Source organism: Sorangiineae bacterium MSr11954 (assembly GCA_037157815.1).
Lineage (GTDB): Bacteria > Myxococcota_A > Polyangia > Polyangiales > Polyangiaceae > Pendulispora > Pendulispora albinea.
Genome location: CP089984.1, coordinates 4,305,028 through 4,324,770, shown reverse-complemented (window position 1 = coordinate 4,324,770; position 19,743 = coordinate 4,305,028). Strand labels below are relative to the sequence as shown.

Here is a 19,743-nt window from a genome sequence, read left to right as displayed (position 1 = left end):
CGCGCGATAGGTTCGCACCATCGTGGCCTCCACGCTCGGCGACATCGAACGGCTCGTTCACCGCGCTTCGCTGACCATCGGCGCGCTGCTCGCCGCGCATACGATGCTGGAGACCGCGCGCGACGCGCTGTTTCTCGAGAAGGTGCCGCTCGAGCACCTGCCGTGGATGTACTTGGCCATCGCGGGCATCTCCGCCATCACGGTGATGCTCCCCGCGAGGATGGGGAAAGGCCGCTCGCCCGCCACCACGCCCGCGCGCCTCGGCGCGGGCCTGGGGATCGCCGCGCTGGGGACCGTGGCGTTTGCGCTGGTGGCGACGGGCGAGGATCGCAGGTTCTACTATGCGCTGTACCTCTGGTCCGGCCTGGTCGGCGCCAACGCCGTCGCGCAGTTTTGGTCGACCATGGCGCGCATTTTTACCTTGGGCGAGGCCAAGCGCGTGTATGCGCGCATCGGGCTGGGCGCCATCCTCGGCGGGGTGGCCGGCGCAGCGCTCGCGCGCGGGCTCTTCCTGGTGGCGCCGGCGCGCGCGCTCATCGTGCTCTCGGCCGCGGGCTTCGGCCTGGCGGGGCTCCTGTCGTTCTGGCTCGGACGGTGCGGCGCGCACCGCTTGCAGGCGACCGACGCGGATCCGGGCGAGCCCTCGCGGCGCAGCGAGGGCGGCGGCGCGAGCCCGGCGTCGTTCCGCGAGGCGTTCGGAAACATGTATATTCAACGTATCGGCGCGATGGCCCTGGCGTCGACCGTGACATTGACCTTGCTCGACTATGTGTTCAAGCGGGCGCTGGTCGCGCGCGTGGCGCCGGAGAGCCTGGGCGCCACGTTGGCGACGGTGGCGCTGGCGACCAACTTTTTCAGCGCCGCGAGCCAGACCGTGGTGGTGCCGCGGATGATTCGGGTGCACGGCGCGGTGGGATCGCTCAGCGTCCTTCCGGCGCTGCTGCTGGTAGGCGCCATGGCGGGCACCTTGGGGCCGGTGGTGGCCTTGGCGGTGGCCATGCGCCTGGTCGACGGCACCTTGCGCTTCTCGCTCCACCGCACCTCGGTCGAGCTCCTCTTCGTGCCGGTCGCCGATTCGATCCGAAGCCGGGCCAAGACCTTGATCGACGTGATGACCCAGCGCGGCGGGCAGGCGCTGGCCTCGGTGGCGATCCTGCTCACCCCCGCCCATGTGCCGCTGCGCGTGCTCACCGCGGTGTTGGCCGTGGGATCGGCCGCGTGGCTGGTCCTGGTCCGGCGCTTGCGCGGGCCGCACGTGGAGCTCTTTCGCACCATGGTGGAAGAGGGCGCCTTCAACACGCAAGCGGCGCTGCCCACCCTGGACCTGACCAGCCTCGAGGTCCTGGTGGGCGCCCTCAGCAGCCCCAAGGACGACGAGGTCATCGCCGCCATGGAGGTCCTGGTGGACCGCGGCAAGGTGCAGCTGATCCCCACGCTCATCCTGTACCACCCGAGCGCGCGCGTGGTGATCCGCGCCCTCGAGCTCTTCGTCCACGCCAAGCGCCGCGACGCAGGGGTGTTCGCCTGGCGGCTGGTCGCGCACGAGAACGCCGATGTGCGCGTGCGCGCCGTGCATGCCGCCGCCACCCTCGCCTTCGACCGCGATCGCGTGCGCGCCTGCCTCGACGATCCCGACACCGGTGTTCGCGCCACCGCGATGGTCGAGCTCTGGGCGCGGGGGCTGCAAAAGCCGGAGGACATCGCCCGCATCGCGAGCATCTTCGGGCCCGAGGGCGATCCGCGCGCGCAACGTGCGGTCCTGGCGGCGCTCGCCACCACCCGCGCGCACACCTTGCTCCTCGCCGCCCTCCCCCTGGCCGAGCACGGGGATCTGGAGGTGAGGGCCGCCATCGCGCGCGCCCTTCAAATCGATCCCGCGCCGGAGGCGCTCCCCGAGCTCATCGCGATGCTCGAACATTACCGAACGCGCGAGCCCGCGCGGCGCGCGCTGGTCCGCATCGGGGGCGCGGCCCTCACCGCGCTCACCTCGGCCATCGACACCGCGCCGCGCGGGGTGCTCGTGCACTTGCCGCGCTCGATCAGCCGCTTCGCGCCGGAGCTCGCGGCGCCCATTCTGCTCCGCCTCTTGCAAACGCACCCCGATGGAACGGTGCGCTACAAAGCGCTGCGCGGGCTGGGGCGCCTGGTCGCCAACGGGGCCAAGGTCGACGTCGACATCGCCCACCTGATGCCGCTCTTCGATCGCAACCTGGAGCAGGCGCACGAAATCCTGTCGTGGTACGAGAGGCTCATGGCGGTGCCCACCCGCGCCGAGCTCCGCCCCGTGCACGACCTGCTCGCATCGCTGCTCGCCGATCAGCTCGCGCACGCGCTCGAGCGGGTCCTCCGCCTCATCGGGCTCACCCACCCCGGCGAGGATTGGGAGCAGATCGCGGCGGCGCTCAAGAGCAAGAACGCCCGCCTGCGCGACAGCGGCCGCGAGCTCCTGGAGAACGCGGTCAGCGGGCCATTGGGGCGAAGGCTCGCCGTGCTCCTCGACGAGATGAACAAAGTGCTCGAGCCCGCCCGCACGATCCGGGTCGCCGCCGAGCGCGACGCGCACGATCCCTCGAATCTTCGCGCGGCGCTGGAGCCGATGCTCCGGGGCTCCGATCGAACCGTCCGCGCCGTGGCCGGTCATTATGCCGCCAAAATGGGCGGCGCCGTGCTCTCGTAGGATGAACGAGCTGCTCGAGCCCGCTCGTACGGTCGGGGTCGCGGCCGAGCGTGGTGCGCACGATCCCTCGGCTCTTCGTGCGGCGCTGGGCCGATGTTTCGCGGCACCGTTCGGACCGTGCGCGCCGTGGCCGGTCATTATGCCGCCAAAATGGGCGGCGCCGTGCTCTCGTAGGATGAACGAGCTGCTCGAGCCCGCTCGCACGGTCCGGGTCGCGGCCGAGCGTGGTGCGCGCGATCCCTCGGCTCTTCGTGCGGCGCTGGGCCGATGTTTCGCGGCACCGTTCGGACTGTGCGCGCCGTGGCCGGTCATTATGCCGCCAAGATGGGCGCCGCCGTGCTCTCATAGATGAACGAATTGCTCGAGCCCGCTCATACGGTCCGGGTCGCGGCCGAGCGTGATGCGCACGATCCCTCGGCTCTTCGTGCGGCGCTGGGCTGATGTTTCGCGGCACCGTTCGGACTGTGCGCGCCGTGGCCGGTCATTATGCCGCCAAACGAGGCGCCGCCGTGCTCTCGTAGGGATCATGCGGTTCGTCGATCCGATCGACCGTTTCCTCTTTCTCCGCAAGGTGCCCCTCTTGGGCACCTTGCCGCAGGAGCGCCTCGCCACGTTCTCCGAGCACATGACGGAGGTGTTCTTCCCGGCGGGAACGGTGTTCCAACACGACGGCGAAACCATCGAACACCTTCGCATCATCGTCGAGGGCGAGGCCGAGGGCTTCGTCGCCACGGGGGAGACCTGGAAGCTACCGCGCCACGCGGTGCTCGGCGCCTTCGAGTTCTTCGCCGGGGCCTCGCGGCAGTCGGTGCGCACCACGCGCGACACCGTGATGCTCGAGATCCCGACCGGGGTCTTGCACGGCATCCTCGAAGACGACTTCGATGTCGTGGTCCACATCTTCCGCGGGCTCACCCGCGTTCTTCTGAACTTCATCCACTCGTACCCCTTCGACGAGCTCCTTCAGGATCTGGCGTCGCCGCCCAACCCGCCCCAGCTGCCGACCGACCCCGATCCGGTGGAGCAGATGCTCATCTTGCGGCAGGTGATCATCTTCACCCAGGCGAGCATCGATGGCTTGGCGGCCCTCGGCCGAACGACGACCCTCGTCCGCATCCCCGCCGGCGCCGATCTCTGGAAGGCGGGCGACGAGGCCTCATGGGGCGGCGTGATCATCTCGGGCGCGGTCACGAGCACCCGCATCCGGCCCGGGGGCGACGCGCTCCACTTCCACCTTGGCCGGCTGGCGCCGCTCGGCCTGATCGAAATCCTCGCCCAGCGGCCGCGCTGGTTCGACGCGTGCGCGGCGGAAGATCTCGTCCTTCTGCGCATCGATCTGGACGATCTCTACGACACCCTCGAGGACCACTTCGACATGACCATGGCGTGCCTCGCGTCCTTGGCCAACGGGGCGCTGACCGTCTTCGAACGGGTCGGGCGCGCGCGCATGGAGCAGGTGCGCGGGGACGCACCCCGGTCGATTTCGCTCGAGGACGACTACTCCGAGGGGCCGCCACCTTCGTAGTTCTCTTCGATGGGTACCATGTCTTCGTCGGGGGATCATCGGGTCGGCGCAACGGCCTCGCCGGGCGCTCCGCGGATTGGCGCGACGTCCTCGCTGCGCGCTCCGCGGATTGGCGCAACGGCCTCGCCGGGCGCTCCGCGGATTGACGCAACGCCCTCGCTGCGCGCTCCGCGGATTGGCGCAACGGCCTCGCCGGGTGCTCCGCGGATTGGCGCAACGACCTCGCCGGGTGCTCCGCGGATTGGCGCAACGGCATCGCCGGGTGCTCCGCGGATTGACGCAACGGCCTCGCCGCGAGCTCCGCGGATTGACGCGACGTCCTCGCTGCGCGCTCCGCGGATTGGCACAACGGCCTCGCCGGGTGCTCCGCGGATTGGCGCAACGACCTCGCCGCGAGCTCCGCGGATTGGCGCGACGGCCTCGCCGCGAGCTCCCCGGATTGACGCAACGGCCTCGCCGGGCGCTCCGCGGATTGGCGCGACGGCCTCGCCGCGAGCTCCCCGGATTGGCGCAACGGCCTCGCCGGGTGCTCCGCGGATTGGCGCGACGTCCTCGTCGAAGACGCACCGAGCCGTCCTGCGCGGCGCACGCTACGGGATCCCGGTGCTGGCGATGCTCGTGGGGTGTCCGGCGGCGCATTCCCCGCGCGATCGTGGTGCGCCGGCCGCGGTGGAACCCAGCGCGGGCGGCACCGCCAGCGCGGGCGGCACTGCGGGTGCGGACGACACCGCCGGTGCAGGCGACGCTGCCATCGTGGGTCGCATCGTCGATCCGGCGGGGCGCGGGGTGCGTGGCGCCACGGTCGCGCGGGTTCCCCTCGGCTTGTTCGATCCGTCGGGAGCGCACTTCGTGCACGTCGCCAGTGGCGCGGATGGTAGCTTCCGCCTCCCGGCGAGCGCCGGACATCGCTACGGCGTCACGGCGACCGCGCCCGACGGCACCGCCGCGTGGATCGGCGACGTCGCACCAGGAACCACCGCGTTGCAATTGCAGCTTGGCCGCGGCGGACGGCGCTTGTCGGGCCGTGTCCGCGATCGCGACGGCCGCCCGTGCGGCGGCGCCGAAGTTCGCCTTGCACGCGGCCTCGGCGAAAACGGCGACGTCTTCCTGGTCGAAAGCGACGCCACCGGCACCTTCCACACCTCCGTCCCCGACGGAGACTACCACGCCGACGCCACCTGCGGCCCCCGCGCGGCGGCCGCCCGAAGAGCGCTCCCCACCGGCCGCGACACCGTCGACTTCTTGCTCGACCCCGTAGGCCAACCCGGTCCACCCCCACCGGCCGTGATCGATTGGATAAAGGCCAACGCGATCCGCCTCGCGACGGTCGAACCCGAACACGGCTTCGCCGATCTGGCACCGCTGCGCGCCCTCATCGGCGAAGCGCGCATGGTCGGCCTCGGCGAGGCGACACATGGAACGCGCGAGATCTTCCAAGTCAAACACCGCTTGCTCGAGTACCTCGTCGCCGAAATGGGCTTTACGGTGTTCGCCATCGAGTGGAACCTACCCGAGTCGTTCGCCATCGAAGACTACGTGCTCGGCGGCCCCGGCGATCCCGAGCAGCTGCTCGCGACCTTGTCCGTTGCGCTCTGGCAAACCGAGGAGCTCCGCGATCTCGTGCGCTGGATGCGCACATGGAACCGCGCGCACCCGCGCAAAGTCCACTTTCACGGCTTGGACATGCGAAAGGGCTCCCTCGCAGCCAAGGAGGCCCTCGCCTACCTCGCCCGCATCGACCGCCCCGCGCTGGAATCCCCCGCCGCACGCGCCCTCGCCTCCATGGCCGACCCCCGCACGTACAAGGACATCGTTCGCCGTTCGAAGCCGGAGCTCACCGCCCTATCGACGCAGGCGCGCACGCTCGCCGCCCATTTCGAAAGCCATCGCCCGCAGTACATCGCGCAGTCCGGCGCCGAGCCGTTCTGGCGGGCCTCCACGCAGGCGCACATGCTCGTGCAGCTCCTCGACTGGCTCGCCGCCGAGAGCAGCGCCTCCCGCGTGCACATCCGCGAGCGATCCATGGCCGAAAACGCCTTTGACGCCCTCGCGCACCACGGCCCGAACGCGCGCGCCGTCGTCTGGGCCCACAACGCGCACATCGCTGGCAACCCTGAAGCCGAACCGCCCATGATGGGCGTTCACCTGCGCCGGCGGCTCGGCGCCGGCTATCGCGCGTTCGGGAGCGTCCTCGGTTACGGCTCCTACCAAGCCATCGACCCCGAGACCCGTCGCCCGCGCGATTTCACGGTCCTCCCCGCCCCGGCCGGCTCCCTCGAGGACGCCCTCACCGCCGCCGGCGCGCCGCTCGCCCTGGTGGGCCTGCACCCGCTCCCCGAGGGCAGCGCGGCCGCACATTGGTTCCGGGCGTACCAAATCCTGCGGCAATTCGACGGATTCTACGACGACGACCGCCCCCGCGACTGGGAGGCCCCCCGGACGGTGCTCGCCCGCGACTACGATGCGCTCGTGTTCACGGCGTCGGGCACGACGGCACGCCAACTGCTGCCGCCCTCGCTACATCCTTCCCGATGACGCAACCCGACTTTCTCCATGAGCATCGCCAAAAATAGCGCTACGGTGCTGGCATGGCTGCGATGAAAAATGTTGGAATCGTCGGGTTTCGAGGGATGGTCGGCTCCGTCTTGATGGAGCGTATGAACGCGGAGAAGGACTTCAAGTTCTTCGAGCCCAAGTTCTTCTCCACGTCCCAGGCAGGCGGCAAGGCCCCCGACATCGGCCGCGAGACGGAGCCCGTCGGCAACGCCAACGACATCGAATCGCTCAAGAAGCTCGACATCATCGTGAGCTGCCAAGGCGGCGACTACACGACGCAGGTGTTCCCTGCCCTGCGGCAAGCTGGTTGGAAAGGCTACTGGATCGACGCGGCCTCCACGCTTCGCATGGAGAAGGACGCGATCATCGTGCTCGATCCCGTCAACCGCGCGGTCATCGACAAGGCGCTCGACGCGGGCGTCCGCGATTTCATCGGCGGCAACTGTACGACGAGCTTGATGCTCATGGCCATCGCGGGCCTCTTCCAGCAAGGCTGGGTGGAGTGGGTCAGCACCATGACCTACCAGGCGGCATCGGGCGCCGGCGCCAAGCAAATGCGGGAGCTGGTGGCCCAGATGCGCGCCGTCGGCAACGCGGCCGCGAGCCTCTTGGACAATCCGGCGTCCGCCATTTTGGACATCGATCGCGCGGTCACCACCACCCTGCGCGATCCGAGCTTCCCGGTCACCGAGTTCAGCGTACCGCTCGCGGCCAGCCTCATTCCGTGGATCGACAAGCCCGTCGAGGATGGGCAGTCGCGCGAAGAGTGGAAGGGCCACGTGGAGACGAACAAGATCCTCGATCTCCATCCAGCCGTCCCCGTCGACGGCAACTGCGTGCGCATCGGGGCGATGCGTTGCCACAGCGCGGGGCTGACCATCAAATTGAAGCGCGACATCCCCCTGGCCGATGTCGAGAACGCGATCGGTCAATCCAACGACTGGGTCCAGGTGGTGCCGAACACCAAAGAGGAGAGCATTCGCAAGCTCTCCCCGGCGTTCGTCTCGGGCTCCTTGCGCGTCCCCATCGGCCGCATTCGCAAGATGAAGATGGGCCCCGAGTACCTCTCGGCCTTCACCGTCGGCGACCAACTCCTCTGGGGCGCCGCCGAGCCGCTCCGCCGCATGGTGCGCATCATTTTGGAGCGCTGATCCTTCGGCGCCATCGCCACACACGGCCAGCCTAGCGCGGAGGGCGCGCACCGCCCGACGCGCGGGCTGCTCGCGCCGTCGATGCGATGGGCGTTACGACGCCGCCGAGCCGCTCCGCCGCATGGTGCGCATCATTTTGGAGCGCTGATCCTTCGGCGCCATCGCCACACACGGCCAGCCTAGCGCGGAGGGCGCGCACCGCCCGACGCGCGGGCCGCTCGCGCCGTCGATGCGATGGGCGTTACGATGCGAGCAACTACGGAACGAGCACCGCCCGGCCGAGGATGCGGCCGGCGCGGAGCTCTTCGAGCGCATCGACCGCGCGGTCGAGCGGGAACACCTTGGACTCGATGCGGACGCTCCCGCGGTGATCGAGCTCCATCAGCTCGCAGAGCTCCGTGTAGGTGCCGATCTGGTTCCCCTGGATGGTCAGCTCGCGGTTGATCATATCGAGGTGCTCGATGGTCACATTGCCGCCGTAGCCGACGATGGAATAGAGGCCGCCCTTGCGCAGCATGCGCATGGCATCGGACGGAACGCGGCCCTCGCCCACCAGATCGAGCACCACGTGCGCGCCCTTGCCCTTGGTGTCCTCGGCGATGGCCTGCACGCCGCCATCGTCGCCCGTCATGTAGATGGCGTCGGGGCCGAACTGCTCCATGAAGGCGTAGCGCGCGCCATCGGGCACCAGCACCACCACGCGGGCATCGGTGAGCACCCGCAGCAGCTGCACGGCGATGTGCCCGAGGCCACCCGAGCCGATGACGATCACCGTGCTCCCGGCGTGCGTGAACGGAGCGAGGCGTTTGACGGCGTGGATGGCGGTGAGCCCCGCGTCGGAGTAGGGCGCGAGGCGCGTGGGATCGGTGCCGTCGGCGAGCTTGACCAAGGCGCGGGCGCTGGTCTTGAGCAGCTCGGCGTAGCCGCCGTCGATGCCGTGGATGCCCGGCAAGAGAAAGCTCGTGCAGTGCATGTCGTTGCCGGCGCGGCACGCGTCGCAGTGGCCGCACGAGATGGCCGGGTGCACGATGACCGGATCGCCGCGCTTCAAGTGGGTCACCGCCTTGCCCACCTCGTGCACCCACCCGGCGTTCTCGTGGCCCGGGGTGTAGGGGAGCGCGGGGGCGAAGGCCTTCTCCAACCGCCCTTCCAAGATGTGAAGGTCGGTGCGGCACACGCCCGCGCCGGCCACGCGCACGATCACGTCGTGCGGATCGTCGATCTTCGGATCGGGGACCTTGGTGAGGCGCAAGGGCTTGCCGTAAGCCTCGACCTGCGCGGCCCTCATTTACCGCCCCACAGCGCGGGGAAGCCGGGCATCTTCTGGCAGCCGCACATGGCGTAGAACGTCGGCGGCAGGTTGGACGCGGCGTAGAGACCCACGGTGTCGCGGGTGATCTCGGGCTGCGGCAGGATCCACTCCTTCGGCACCTTTTGCCCGGAGAGGATGTCGACCGCCGCCAAAATGGCCGTGCGCCACTGGTAGACCGGGTAGGTCGGCGCGGTGGCCGTCCATTTGTTCTTTTGCCAGGCCTGAAGCCACGCGTTGTTGTCCTCGCCCGTGATGGGCGGGACCTCGGCGCCGGCATCTTGAAAGGCTTCGGCGGCTGCCGCGGTGGTGTCGCCCGCGTCCATCCATACGCCGTCGATGGCGTGGTAGCGCTGGATGTAGTCGGTCACGATCTGCTTGGTCTTCGCCGGATCGCTGCCCGTGAACTCCATGCCCACCACGTGGATGCCCGCCTCGTTGAAGACATGCTGCGCGCCGGCCCAGCGGTGCTCGAGCACGTCCACCCCCGGCAAAATGCGCAGCGCCAGCACCTTGCCGCCCTTGGGGACGTGCGACGTGAGGAACTTGGCGGAGGTGGCCCCGAAGAGAAAGCCGCCGATGGGGTGGATGAAGGTGACCGGACACTCGGTGCTCACGCCGCGGTCGAAGCCGATGACGGGGATCTTCTTGCACGCCTCGTTGACGATGGTGGTGAGCGGCCCGGTGGTGTTCGGCGCCACGATCAACACGCTGCAATTTTGCGTGAGCAGATCGGAGATATCGGCGATTTGCTTTTCGTCTTTGCCGCCCGCGTCGACCGCCGTGAACTTGGCAATTTGCGGGTGCAGCTTCACCTCGGCCTGCATCGTCGCAAAGCCGGCCGTGCGCCAGGGGTTGGTGAGCGACGCGTTGGAGAAGCACACGTGCCACGGCGCGGTCTTCTTGTACTTGGCGGTGTCCACATAGGACGGCTCGATGGCCTGCGTCCAAGGCGCGGCGGGATCGCCCACGGGCTGAACCTTCGCTTGCTCGAGCTGCTTGGCGTAGAGCGCCGCATCGAACCACGTCGACAGGGGAAGCGCCGCGCGCGCTTGGCCGCTGGTCGTGCCCACCGAGGACGCCGGCCCGGCTCCTTCCGCGTTGCCCGCGCCGCCGTTGGCCTTCTTGCTGCAGCCCGGGGCCGCGGCCACCAGCAGGAGCAAGGCGATCGAGGTGAACCGCATTCGATGTTCTGTCTTCATGGCCGCCTCCCCTTCACGTGCATGCGCTCTCTTCGCGAACCGCTTCATGAACTGCTTCACGAGCCTCGCCGCCGTATGCCGTACGACGACAAGGCGACCGCGCCGATGAGGATCGCTCCTTGAAATGCATGACGCACCGGATCGGCGACGCCGAGCAAGTTAAGTAGCGAGAATATCGCCTGAAGCGCGAGCGCCCCCGCGGCCACCGGCACCACCGCACCTCGCCCTCCACCGAGCACCGCGCCACCCAGAACGGCCGCGCTGATCGCCTGAAACTCGTACCCGAGCCCCGCGTGCGGCGAGACCCCCACGATACCGCCGAGCACGATCCCCGCGATGACCGCGAGGACCGACGACACGACGAACGCGGTGATTCGCACACGCGCCACATTCACACCGGAGAGCGCGGCCACGCGGGCGCTCGACCCGACCGCGACCAAGCGATGCCCGAAGTCGGTGCCATGGCGGAGCCACGCGGCCCCTCCGAGAACGACGACCATCACGATCACCGCATACGGCAACCGCTCGATCCATGGGATGCCCGTCAGGTTGCCGCGCCCCACCGCGCGCAAATTGTCCGGCACATAGCCGAGCATCGCCCCGCCCGTCCAATAGAGCACCGCGCCGGAGAGCACGAGCATCATGCCCAACGTCGCGATGAACGATGGGACCCCGAGCTTGGCCGTCACCAGGCCGTTGATCAGGCCGACGGCGGCGCCCAGCGCCACGAGCATGGGAACGAGCCACCACGTCCGGCTTGGATCGCCATCGCCGAGGCCCGCGGCCAGGGCCACCACCGCGGTCACCAGCGAGCCGACGGAGAGGTCGAACTCCCCCGCCACGATGACGAAGAGCTGCCCCACCGCCAGCAGCATGAGCGGCACCGCAAAGCGCACCAGCGCCAAGAACACGGGCGGCCGGGTGAAGTTCGGGTTGAGGATCGCCGTCCAGACGAGCACGGCGATCAGCACACCAAACACGGGCATCGCCCGCACCGCGCCGCGAAGCAGTGAGCCCTGCCGAAGCCGTTCGCGGATCGCGCGGATCGCCCCAAGCGCGCTCGCGCCATGCATCGCGTGGATGGTGCTCATGATGCGCGCCGCCTTCGCAGGGTGTACGCGGCCACGGCCGACACGAGGATCACGCCGCGAACGACGTCTTGAACGAAGGTGTTCACGCCGAACTGGTTCAGCGCATTGTCGACCACCGCGAGAACGAGCACCCCGCCGACGGTGCCGAGCACGCTCCCGCGGCCTCCGGTGAGGGCCGTTCCGCCGAGGACCACCGCCGCGATGGAGTCCAGATCGTAGCGCCCGTCGGGGCCGATCCAGGGCGCGGCCGAGCCCACGCGGCTGACCAAGAAGAGGCCGGAAATCACGGCCGCGAGGCTGCAGAGCACGTGCGCGAGCACGATGACCCGATCCGAGCGAACGCCCGAGACGCGGGTGGTCTCCTCGTCGCCGCCGACGGCCATCAAATGGTAGCCAAAGCGCGTCCGCCGTACGAGCAGCCACGCGCCCGCCGCCATGGCGCCCAAGAGCAACACCGCATACGGCACGGGTCCGATGCCGCTGTACCCAAGGCTCTGAAAGACGGGCGGCACCGATCCCGTCCCATGCGCAAAGCTGTTTTCGAGGACGCCGCGCATGAGCAGGCCCATGCCCAAGGTCGCCATGAACGCGTTGACCCGCATGCGCGTCACCAGGAGCCCATTGACGAGCCCCACCGCCGCGCCCATCGCCAGCACGAGCAAGATCGCCGGCGCCACATTCGCCGGTTGCCCCTGCATGATGTGCGACGCCAAAACGGCGGCCACGCTGATCAAATACGCGACGGAGAGATCGATGGATCCGCCGAGGACGACCACGCTCTGCCCCACCGCGACGAGGCCCAGCGCCACCGAGCGAACCAACATATTGCGAACGTTGTCCACGCTAAAAAACGGCTGCCCGCGCGCCGAAACGGCCACCGACGCCACGGCGAACAAAATCGCGAACACCACCCAAATCGGCGTGGCCGCTCCCCTCGCCCACCGGGAGGATGCGGGCGCTTGCCGCGATGCAGGCGTTCGCTGCGATGCGGGCGCTTGCCGCGATGCAGGCGTTTGTTGCGACTCGGGCGCGTGCTGCGATGCAGGCGTTTGTTGCGACTCGGGCGCGCGCTGCGATGCTGGCGTTTGTTGCGACTCGGGCGCGCGCTGCGATGCTGGCGTTTGTTGCGATTCGGCCGCGTGCCGTGATGCTGGCGTTTGTTGCGATTCGGCCGCGTGCCGTGATGCTGGCGTTTGTTGCGATGCAGGAGTCTGCCGCGATGCAGGCGCGTGCTGCGACTCGGGCGCTTGCTGCGATGCAGGCATTTGTCGCGATTTGGGCGCGTGCCGTGATGCTGGCGTTTGTTGCGACTCGGGCGCGTGCCGTGATGCTGGCGTTTGTTGCGACTCGGCCGCGTCCCGTGATGCTGGCGTTTGTTGCGATTCGGGCGCGTGCCGCCATGCAGGCGTTTGTTGCGATTCAGGCGTTTGCCGCCATGCAGGCGTTTGTTGCGACTCGGGCGCGTGTTGCGACTCGGATGTCTGCGACGCGGTCGGATCGCCCGCCTCGGGGGCCGGCGCTGACGCGTGCGCGCCCGTGGCGAGCAACATGATGTCCGACTCGAGGACGTCGCGCTCGCGCAGATCGAGCTCGCCCGCGATGCAGCCTTGGTGCATCACCAGGACGCGATCGCTCATCGCGATCACCTCCGACAGCTCGGACGAGATCATCAAAATGGCCGCACCTTTGCGCGCCAGATCGCGGATGTGCTCGTGGATGGCCGCCTTGCCGCCAACATCGACCCCGCGCGTCGGCTCGTCGAAGAGCAGCACCTCCGGGCGCGTGGCCAGCCACTTGGCGAGCACCACCTTCTGCTGGTTGCCGCCGCTGAGGTATTGCACCGGCGTGTTCCACGGACGATGCGCCGAGCGCAGATCGAGCGCCGACAAAAGCCCCTCGACGGCCGCCGCCGCCGCCGGGACCTTGCGCGCGCGCCGCAGCGACGGCCGCAGCGAACGCAGCGAAAGACGCGCGTTGTCGAGCACCGACTCCCGCAGCAAGAGACCTTCGGCCTTGCGGTCCTCCGTCAAAAAGCCCATCCCCGCCGCGATGGCCACCGCAGGCGAGGACATCGCCACCGGCCGCCCATCGAGCTCCATCGCGCCCGATGTAAACGGCTCCACCCCGAACAGCGCGCGCGCAAGCTCCGTGCGACCCGAGCCCGCGAGGCCGGCTACCCCCAGGATCTCCCCCGCGCGAAGCTCCACATCGATGCCCGAGAGCCGCGCGTTCCCCCCGCCGCGCACCCGCAGCCGCACCCGCCCCGCCTTGCCCGCGAGGTGCCCCGGCGTGCGCAGGCGAAAGCCCGACTCCAGCGGCCGGCCGACCATCATCGCGATCAGATCGCGGTGCGTCACCTCGGAGGTTCGAACCTCGCCCACCGTGGCGCCGTCCTTGAGCACCGTGATGCGCTGCGCCAGCCGAAACACCTCGTCCAAGCGGTGCGACACATAGACGATGGCGAGGCCCGCGGCCTGGAGCTCGTTCACGCACTCGAACAGCGCGGAGGCTTCGTTCGGCGAGAGCGCCGCCGTCGGCTCGTCCATCACCACGATGCGCGCGTCGAACGACAGCGCCTTCGCGATCTCCACCATCTGCTGCTGGGCCACCGAGAGCTCCCGCACCAAGGTGCGCGGCGTGATCGCGTGCTCGACCCGAAGCCGCGCGAGCAGCTCGGCGGCCGCCGCATCGAGCGCGCCCGCGTCCACCAGCCCCCGCCGGCCCGGCTCGCGCCCGAGGAAAATGTTCTCGGCCACGCTCCGCTCGGGCAAAAGCCGGAACTCCTGGAAAATGATGCTCACCCCCGCCTGCTGCGCCGCCCGCGGATGCCGAAAATGCACGGTGCGGCCCGCGATGCGGATGGTTCCTGCATCGGCCGCGTGGACGCCGGAGAGCACCTTCATGAGGGTCGATTTGCCAGCGCCGTTCTCGCCGACGATGGCGTGCACCTGACCGCGCGGGCAGACGAGATCGACTCCTTTGAGGACCTCGACCCCGTAAAAGCTCTTACGGATCCCCCGCATCTCCAGGAGAGCATGTGGCTCAGCTGCCCTTGCGCCCGACCCCACCGTGCTCGAGGACACGGGGTGCGAAGGCTGCTCCTCACTCGCCAATGCCGACATCGCGCGCTGCACCTCCCCCAGAAAAGCGCTTACTCTATAAGGAGTTGCGAGCCTAGAACCGGCTCCGTTGGTGGTCAAGGCAGCCCTGGGTTATCCTCGGTTGGAAAGCGATTTCTTGATGGGGGAAGAAGATTCGACATCCGCAACCGAGGACGCGCACGAGGAGCAAGAGGAGCTCGCGCCGGCATCGTCCAAAACACCCACGATTGCAGACGTAGCCCGCCTCGCGGGTGTCTCGATCGCAACGGCCTCGCGCACCTTGAATCGTACGCGGCCCGTGGCGGCGCATCTGCAGTCGCAAGTGCTTGCCGCCGCGCGCGAGCTGGGCTACGCGCCCAACCCGCATGCGCGCGCGCTCGCACGCGCCCACGACACGACCATCGGGGTCATCGTGCACGACGTGAGCGATCCGTATTTCTCGGAGATCGTGCGCGGCATCCTGCAAGCCACGTCCGACGCCGGGCAGATGGTGCTCATCGCCAACACCTACCGCGATCGGGAGCGCGAGCTCGCCTACATGGCCAGCTTCCGCGCCCGCCGCACGGGCGCGCTCATCATCGCCGGCAGCGGCATGGAGGATCGCGACTTCGGCGCCCTCATGACCCGGCAGATCCTCGACTTCGAGGCGGCCGGCGGCCGCACCGCGTTGATCGGCCGCCACTACGCGCCGGGCGACGTGGTCATGGCCGACAACCTGGGCGGCGCGCGCGCCCTGGCCGAGCACCTGGTGCAGCTGGGGCATCGGACCATCGGGGTCATCGCAGGGCCGGAGCGGCTGACCGCCACCCACGATCGCCTGGCGGGCTTCCGCGGCGTGCTCGAAGAAGCGGGCATCGCGCTGCCCGAGCAGCACATCATCGCCGGCGGCGACTTCACCCGCGAGGCCGGCGCCTCCGGTGCCACCACGCTCCTCGACCGGGTGCCCGGCCTGACCGCCATCTTCGCCCTCAACGACGTGATGGCCATCGGCGCGCTCAGCATTTTGCGCAGCCGCGGTCTGCGCATCCCGGAAGACGTCTCCCTCTGCGGCTTCGACGATATCCCGCTCGCCCCGGATCTCTGGCCCCCGCTCACCACCGTGCGCGTCCCCATGGTGGAAATGGGGGCGCAGGCGCTGGCGCTGGCGCGGCTCCCAAAGGGCTCGGAAATTCGCGTGGTGCACCTCTCGACGCGGCTGGTGGTGCGCGAGAGCACGGCGGCGCCTCGGTCGCGTTGACGTGTTGACGCGTTGACGCGGCGAATGCACCGACGCGGCGAACGCACCGACGCGGCGAATGCACCGACGCGGCGAACGCGATCGAGGCGGGGCCCGCCGCTAAAATCGTCCCACCACGCCTGCGTTTCCAGCGCCGACGTAGGGGGCGATCGACCCGGTCGTGCCCATCGCCGGGCGCGCGGTCGCCGAGGGTGCGGTCAAAAGGAGGACGCCGCCGGCGATGCCCGCCGCGGCAAAGACGGCAAAGCCCGCGGTCGAAACGGCGCCCGCCGTGTAGTAACGGGCGCGATCGTCGCGGTAGGCATCGAGCGCGCCGTCCTCGCACGGTCCGGCGGCGCAAGGGCTGTCGGATACCGAACCCTTTGCGCGGAGGGCCACCACACCGAAGATCGCGGAGGTCGCGAGCGCCGCGCCCGAGACGCCCAAGGCCACGTACGCGAGCGTTCGCCCCGCCGACCCTTGCGATGCATCCACGACCGCGCCGGAGTTTCGCCCGAGCGACGCTCCGTGCGGTGTCGGCGACGCAGGCGGCACGGGCGCCGGCTCCAAGGTCAGCGCCACGGCGGTGTGCTCGCCCTCGGCCAGACTCACGCTTTGGATCGCATCGGTGTACCCCGGCGCGCGCGCCTCGATGCGATGGCTGCCGGGGTTGACATGCCGCTCGCTGCCCAGCGCATCGTTCGCCAGCTTCGCGTCGTCGAGGGTGACGGAGAGGGCATCCGTCGCGGGATCGCGCGGGCGGGCGCCCTCGAAGCGAACGGTCACGGTGATGCGCGCGCGCCGCTTCTTCACGCCCTCGATCGCGCGCTTGGCCTCCTCGATGGCCTTGCGCATGACGGCGCTCGCGCCCGGCGGCGGGCCCTCGAGGATCATGCGCTGGTAGTGCTCCGTCGCCTCCACGAAGTGCCCGAGCCGCACCTCCGCGTGCGCCAGCCCAAAGAGCAACGTGGGCGCGTGGTACAACGCTTCGGCGCGGCGAAACAGGTCCTGCGCGGCGGTCCAATCGCCGCGATCGAGGGCGCTGTACCCGCGCTCGCCGAGCTCGCGCGCCTGCGCCTTGTCGGCCTGCGACTGGGCGTGTGCCGCCGGCGCGCTCGCGCATACGCACGCCATCGCCACCGCTGTCCGCCAAAGCTTCGCCTTCACGCTAAAACCCCGTCCGGCCCGTGACCGGCGATGGATCGGGCTCCCGCACCTTTGGGCGGCGCGGCCCGGGCGCGGCGGCCCGGGAGACGCTCGCGTCGGTCGCATTCGCATCGGCCGCGCCGCCTCTCGGGGCCGCGCCGCCATTCGGCACCGCGCTCATATCCGCATCCGCACCAGGAACGACGGCGACGGGCTCCGACGATGGCGCCGCCGCAGTCGGCACCAGCACACCCGGATCGGCGGCCGACGACGCCATGAACGCCGGCGCCGCAGACGGCGCAGCGCGCGGCGCCGAACCCGCGCGCCCGTACACCACCGCCAGCAGAATCATCGCCGAGACCCCCGCCACGATCCCCATGACCATCGTCCCTTGCCACCGTCGATCGAGACGTCCGCGACCGCTCGCGACCGCGCGCCCCGTGGTGTCCTCACCCGGCGCCCCCGTGAACTTCGCCAGGTTCACCCCCGATGCTCCCGCCGCGGTGGGCACGGAGTCGAGCTCACCCCGTATGGAGTGCACGGACACCAGGCGCCCGGAGCTTACGGGATCCACCGGGGGCACCATCCCGAGCGCCAACTCGAGCGCATCGACGAACGCATGGGCGGTTTGGAAGCGATCGTCCGGATCGCGCGCCGCGGCCTTGGCCCACCAGGAATCGAAGCCCTCGGGCACCACGGCGACACTCGAGGGAATCACCCGCGGGCGCATGCAAATCTCGATCACCAACTCGGCAAACGTTTGCGCGCCAAAAGGAAGCTCACCCGTGACACATCGAAACACGATGACGGCCAGCGACCAGAGATCGCTGCGCCCGTCGATGGCCCGCGTGCCCTGAACTTGTTCAGGGCTCATGTAGACGGGCGTGCCCAAAAGATCCCCCGTGCGCGTCTGCTCGGCCAGCGGCACGTCCGTCACCAGCTTGGCGATGCCGAAGTCCAACACCTTCGCGATTTCGCCGTCATCTTCGTGCGTTAGAAAGATGTTATCGGGCTTGAGATCGCGGTGAACAATCCCGCTCTCCTGCGCCTTGCGGAGCGCGCGCCCCACGTGCCGGACGATGGGCATCAGCTCCGGGGGCGAGAGCCGGCCGACCCGTTCGAGCCGCGCCCGCAGGCTCTCGCCGCGCAGCAGCTCCATCACGATGTACGCAAGGCCATCCCATACACCGTGATCGAGGATTCGAACGACATGGCGGCCGCCGATGCGCGCGGCCGCGCGGGCCTCGCGCTCGAATCGCTGCAGCGCCGCCAAATGGGGTTCGGTGGCCGCCCGATGATCGATGAACTTCACCGCACATGGGATATCGAGCGGAATATGGAGGGCCTCCCAAACGACCCCCATTCCGCCTTTTCCAATGGGTCGCACCAAGCGGAAGCGCTCGGCGACGACGACGTCCTTCGCAATGACGCCCACGGCCGGCAGTTTATCCCGCGACATTGCACATGGCGAGCTCCGACACGAATGGAACTCGACCGCACGAGCTTCGCTCGATTGGAATCGCATCGCAATATTCCTTCGATGGTGCGGATATCCCACGGATGTCATTTCGGCCTTTGGCGCATTGGCATGCATGTTTCACACACACCGTTTCGATCATGCGCCGCTTTGCTTTATCCGCTCGATGGCTATCCTCTTTTCCCATGTGCGCGGCGCGTGGGAGAGCTCGTGCCATCGTATCATTTGCGGCTCTGGTGATGGGCAGCGCGGCATGCGCGGCATGTTCGACGCTGCTCGGAGAGATCCCCGAGGGCACGCGCCTCGAAAAGGGCAACGCCTACGACGGCGGGCTCCCGGGCGATGGCGCACCGCAAGACGACGGGGGCATCGGCGATCCAGGGGATGGAGCCGTCCGCCCCAACAGCTATTGCGCAACCTTGGCGTCGACGAAGACGGTCACCTTCTGCCGCGACTTCGACGACGGACGAATCTTCAGCGCCGATTTCAATATCGCTGCCGCCAGCGGAGCCACCATCCTGGCGGCGACCAACGAAGCCCTCTCACCACCGCGCGCCCTGGTCGTCGACATACCGGCCAGCGTTCAGGATCCACACGCGCTCATGTACCGGTACTTCGATGGGATCAAGCCGAAGGACATCACCCTCGCGTTCGACATGCGCATCGAGCTCGCGGGCTCCAACGCGCAAGAGGCCCGCGTCTTCGAGATCATCTCCCAATTCGACACGCCCAACGAGCACGCGCTGCTCTTTCACTTCAACGCGGGCAGCGCGCACATCGAAGAGGTCTTCGGGCTCGAGCCCAACGCGCAATGGTTCGATTACCCCTTCCTGGGCGGGCGCCACATGGAGACCGGAAAGTGGTCCCGCGTGGAGGTGCGCATCGCAGACAATCGCCTCACCGCACAGCTCGACGGTATCAAGGTCGTGGATCAACCCCTCCACAAAGCGTGGGCCCCCGAGCCCGTCGAGCTGGCCCTCGGCCTCCCCGACGTCAAATACCCCGGCTTCGCCTGGCGCGCCCGCTACGACAACGTCGTTCTCGATCTGCGCTGATCTCGCCCAACCTCGAACGACGCACCCATGACGCCTCCATCGAGCAGCCGATTGTGAATGGGGGGCACAACGTACTCGAGCTCGCGCGCCCTCGACGTCATGGAAAATGCTCGAAGCGGCCAGAAAGCGCTTCAGCGCGGCGGCGACCGCGTGCGGCTCCTCTTCGTGCGGCCAGTGCCCTGCCGCGTCCAGCGCCGCGATCGTCGCCTTTGGCAGCGCCTTTTCCATCGGTCGAGC

12 protein-coding genes are annotated in these 19,743 nt (G+C 69.0%); 6 read left to right on the top strand and 6 right to left on the bottom strand.

Going from position 1 to position 19,743, the window contains the following annotated elements; all coding sequences use genetic code 11:
- Positions 1 to 22 precede the first annotated feature (22 nt).
- The 4 genes from LZC94_17035 (at position 23) to asd (ending at position 7,909) form a co-directional block, all read left to right on the top strand.
- Positions 23 to 2,677 carry a hypothetical protein gene (locus LZC94_17035; protein ID WXB18928.1) on the top strand — a complete coding sequence of 885 codons (2,655 nt, stop codon included), beginning with the start codon at positions 23 to 25 and terminating at the stop codon, positions 2,675 to 2,677.
- A 526-nt stretch (positions 2,678 to 3,203) separates the two neighbouring features.
- Positions 3,204 to 4,202: a cyclic nucleotide-binding domain-containing protein gene (locus LZC94_17030; protein ID WXB18927.1), complete on the top strand. Its 999-nt coding sequence runs from the start codon at positions 3,204 to 3,206 to the stop codon at positions 4,200 to 4,202.
- Between the two features lie 612 nt (positions 4,203 to 4,814).
- Positions 4,815 to 6,737 (top strand): erythromycin esterase family protein, encoded by a 1,923-nt coding sequence (locus tag LZC94_17025; GenBank protein WXB20204.1) that lies wholly within the window; start codon positions 4,815 to 4,817, stop codon positions 6,735 to 6,737.
- 62 nt (positions 6,738 to 6,799) lie between these two features.
- Complete coding sequence (asd, locus tag LZC94_17020; GenBank protein WXB20203.1) at positions 6,800 to 7,909, top strand: aspartate-semialdehyde dehydrogenase; 1,110 nt, start codon at positions 6,800 to 6,802, stop codon at positions 7,907 to 7,909.
- A 256-nt stretch (positions 7,910 to 8,165) separates the two neighbouring features.
- Here asd and LZC94_17015 read toward each other — a convergent pair whose 3' ends face one another.
- Genes LZC94_17015 through LZC94_17000 form a run of 4 tightly spaced genes read right to left on the bottom strand, consistent with a single transcriptional unit; the run spans position 8,166 to position 14,534 of the window.
- Positions 8,166 to 9,197: an NAD(P)-dependent alcohol dehydrogenase gene (locus tag LZC94_17015; protein WXB18926.1), complete on the bottom strand. Its 1,032-nt coding sequence runs from the start codon at positions 9,195 to 9,197 to the stop codon at positions 8,166 to 8,168.
- Positions 9,194 to 10,420, bottom strand: a complete 1,227-nt coding sequence (locus LZC94_17010) for a substrate-binding domain-containing protein (GenBank protein ID WXB18925.1) — start codon at positions 10,418 to 10,420, stop codon at positions 9,194 to 9,196. Before LZC94_17010 ends, LZC94_17015 begins: the two co-directional genes overlap by 4 nt.
- Before the next feature lie 56 nt (positions 10,421 to 10,476).
- Entirely contained in the window at positions 10,477 to 11,511 is a 1,035-nt protein-coding gene (locus tag LZC94_17005; GenBank protein ID WXB18924.1) for an ABC transporter permease, read from the bottom strand.
- Entirely contained in the window at positions 11,508 to 14,534 is a 3,027-nt protein-coding gene (locus LZC94_17000) for an ATP-binding cassette domain-containing protein (protein WXB18923.1), read from the bottom strand. The genes LZC94_17005 and LZC94_17000 overlap by 4 nt, the downstream gene beginning before the upstream one ends.
- A 217-nt stretch (positions 14,535 to 14,751) precedes the next feature.
- Here LZC94_17000 and LZC94_16995 point away from each other — a divergent pair, with 217 nt between their 5' ends.
- The gene (locus LZC94_16995) at positions 14,752 to 15,849 is read left to right on the top strand and encodes a LacI family transcriptional regulator (protein WXB18922.1); all 1,098 of its coding nucleotides are present in this window, start codon (positions 14,752 to 14,754) and stop codon (positions 15,847 to 15,849) included.
- Positions 15,850 to 15,948: 99 nt separating this feature from the next.
- Here the strand turns inward: LZC94_16995 and LZC94_16990 are convergent, their stop codons facing one another.
- Entirely contained in the window at positions 15,949 to 16,995 is a 1,047-nt protein-coding gene (locus LZC94_16990) for a hypothetical protein (protein WXB18921.1), read from the bottom strand.
- Position 16,996: 1 nt separating this feature from the next.
- Positions 16,997 to 18,409 (bottom strand): serine/threonine protein kinase, encoded by a 1,413-nt coding sequence (locus tag LZC94_16985; protein WXB18920.1) that lies wholly within the window; start codon positions 18,407 to 18,409, stop codon positions 16,997 to 16,999.
- A gap of 281 nt (positions 18,410 to 18,690) precedes the next feature.
- On the opposite strand from LZC94_16985, the gene LZC94_16980 reads away from it, so the two are divergent.
- Positions 18,691 to 19,506 carry a hypothetical protein gene (locus LZC94_16980; protein ID WXB18919.1) on the top strand — a complete coding sequence of 272 codons (816 nt, stop codon included), beginning with the start codon at positions 18,691 to 18,693 and terminating at the stop codon, positions 19,504 to 19,506.
- Positions 19,507 to 19,743 lie beyond the last annotated feature (237 nt).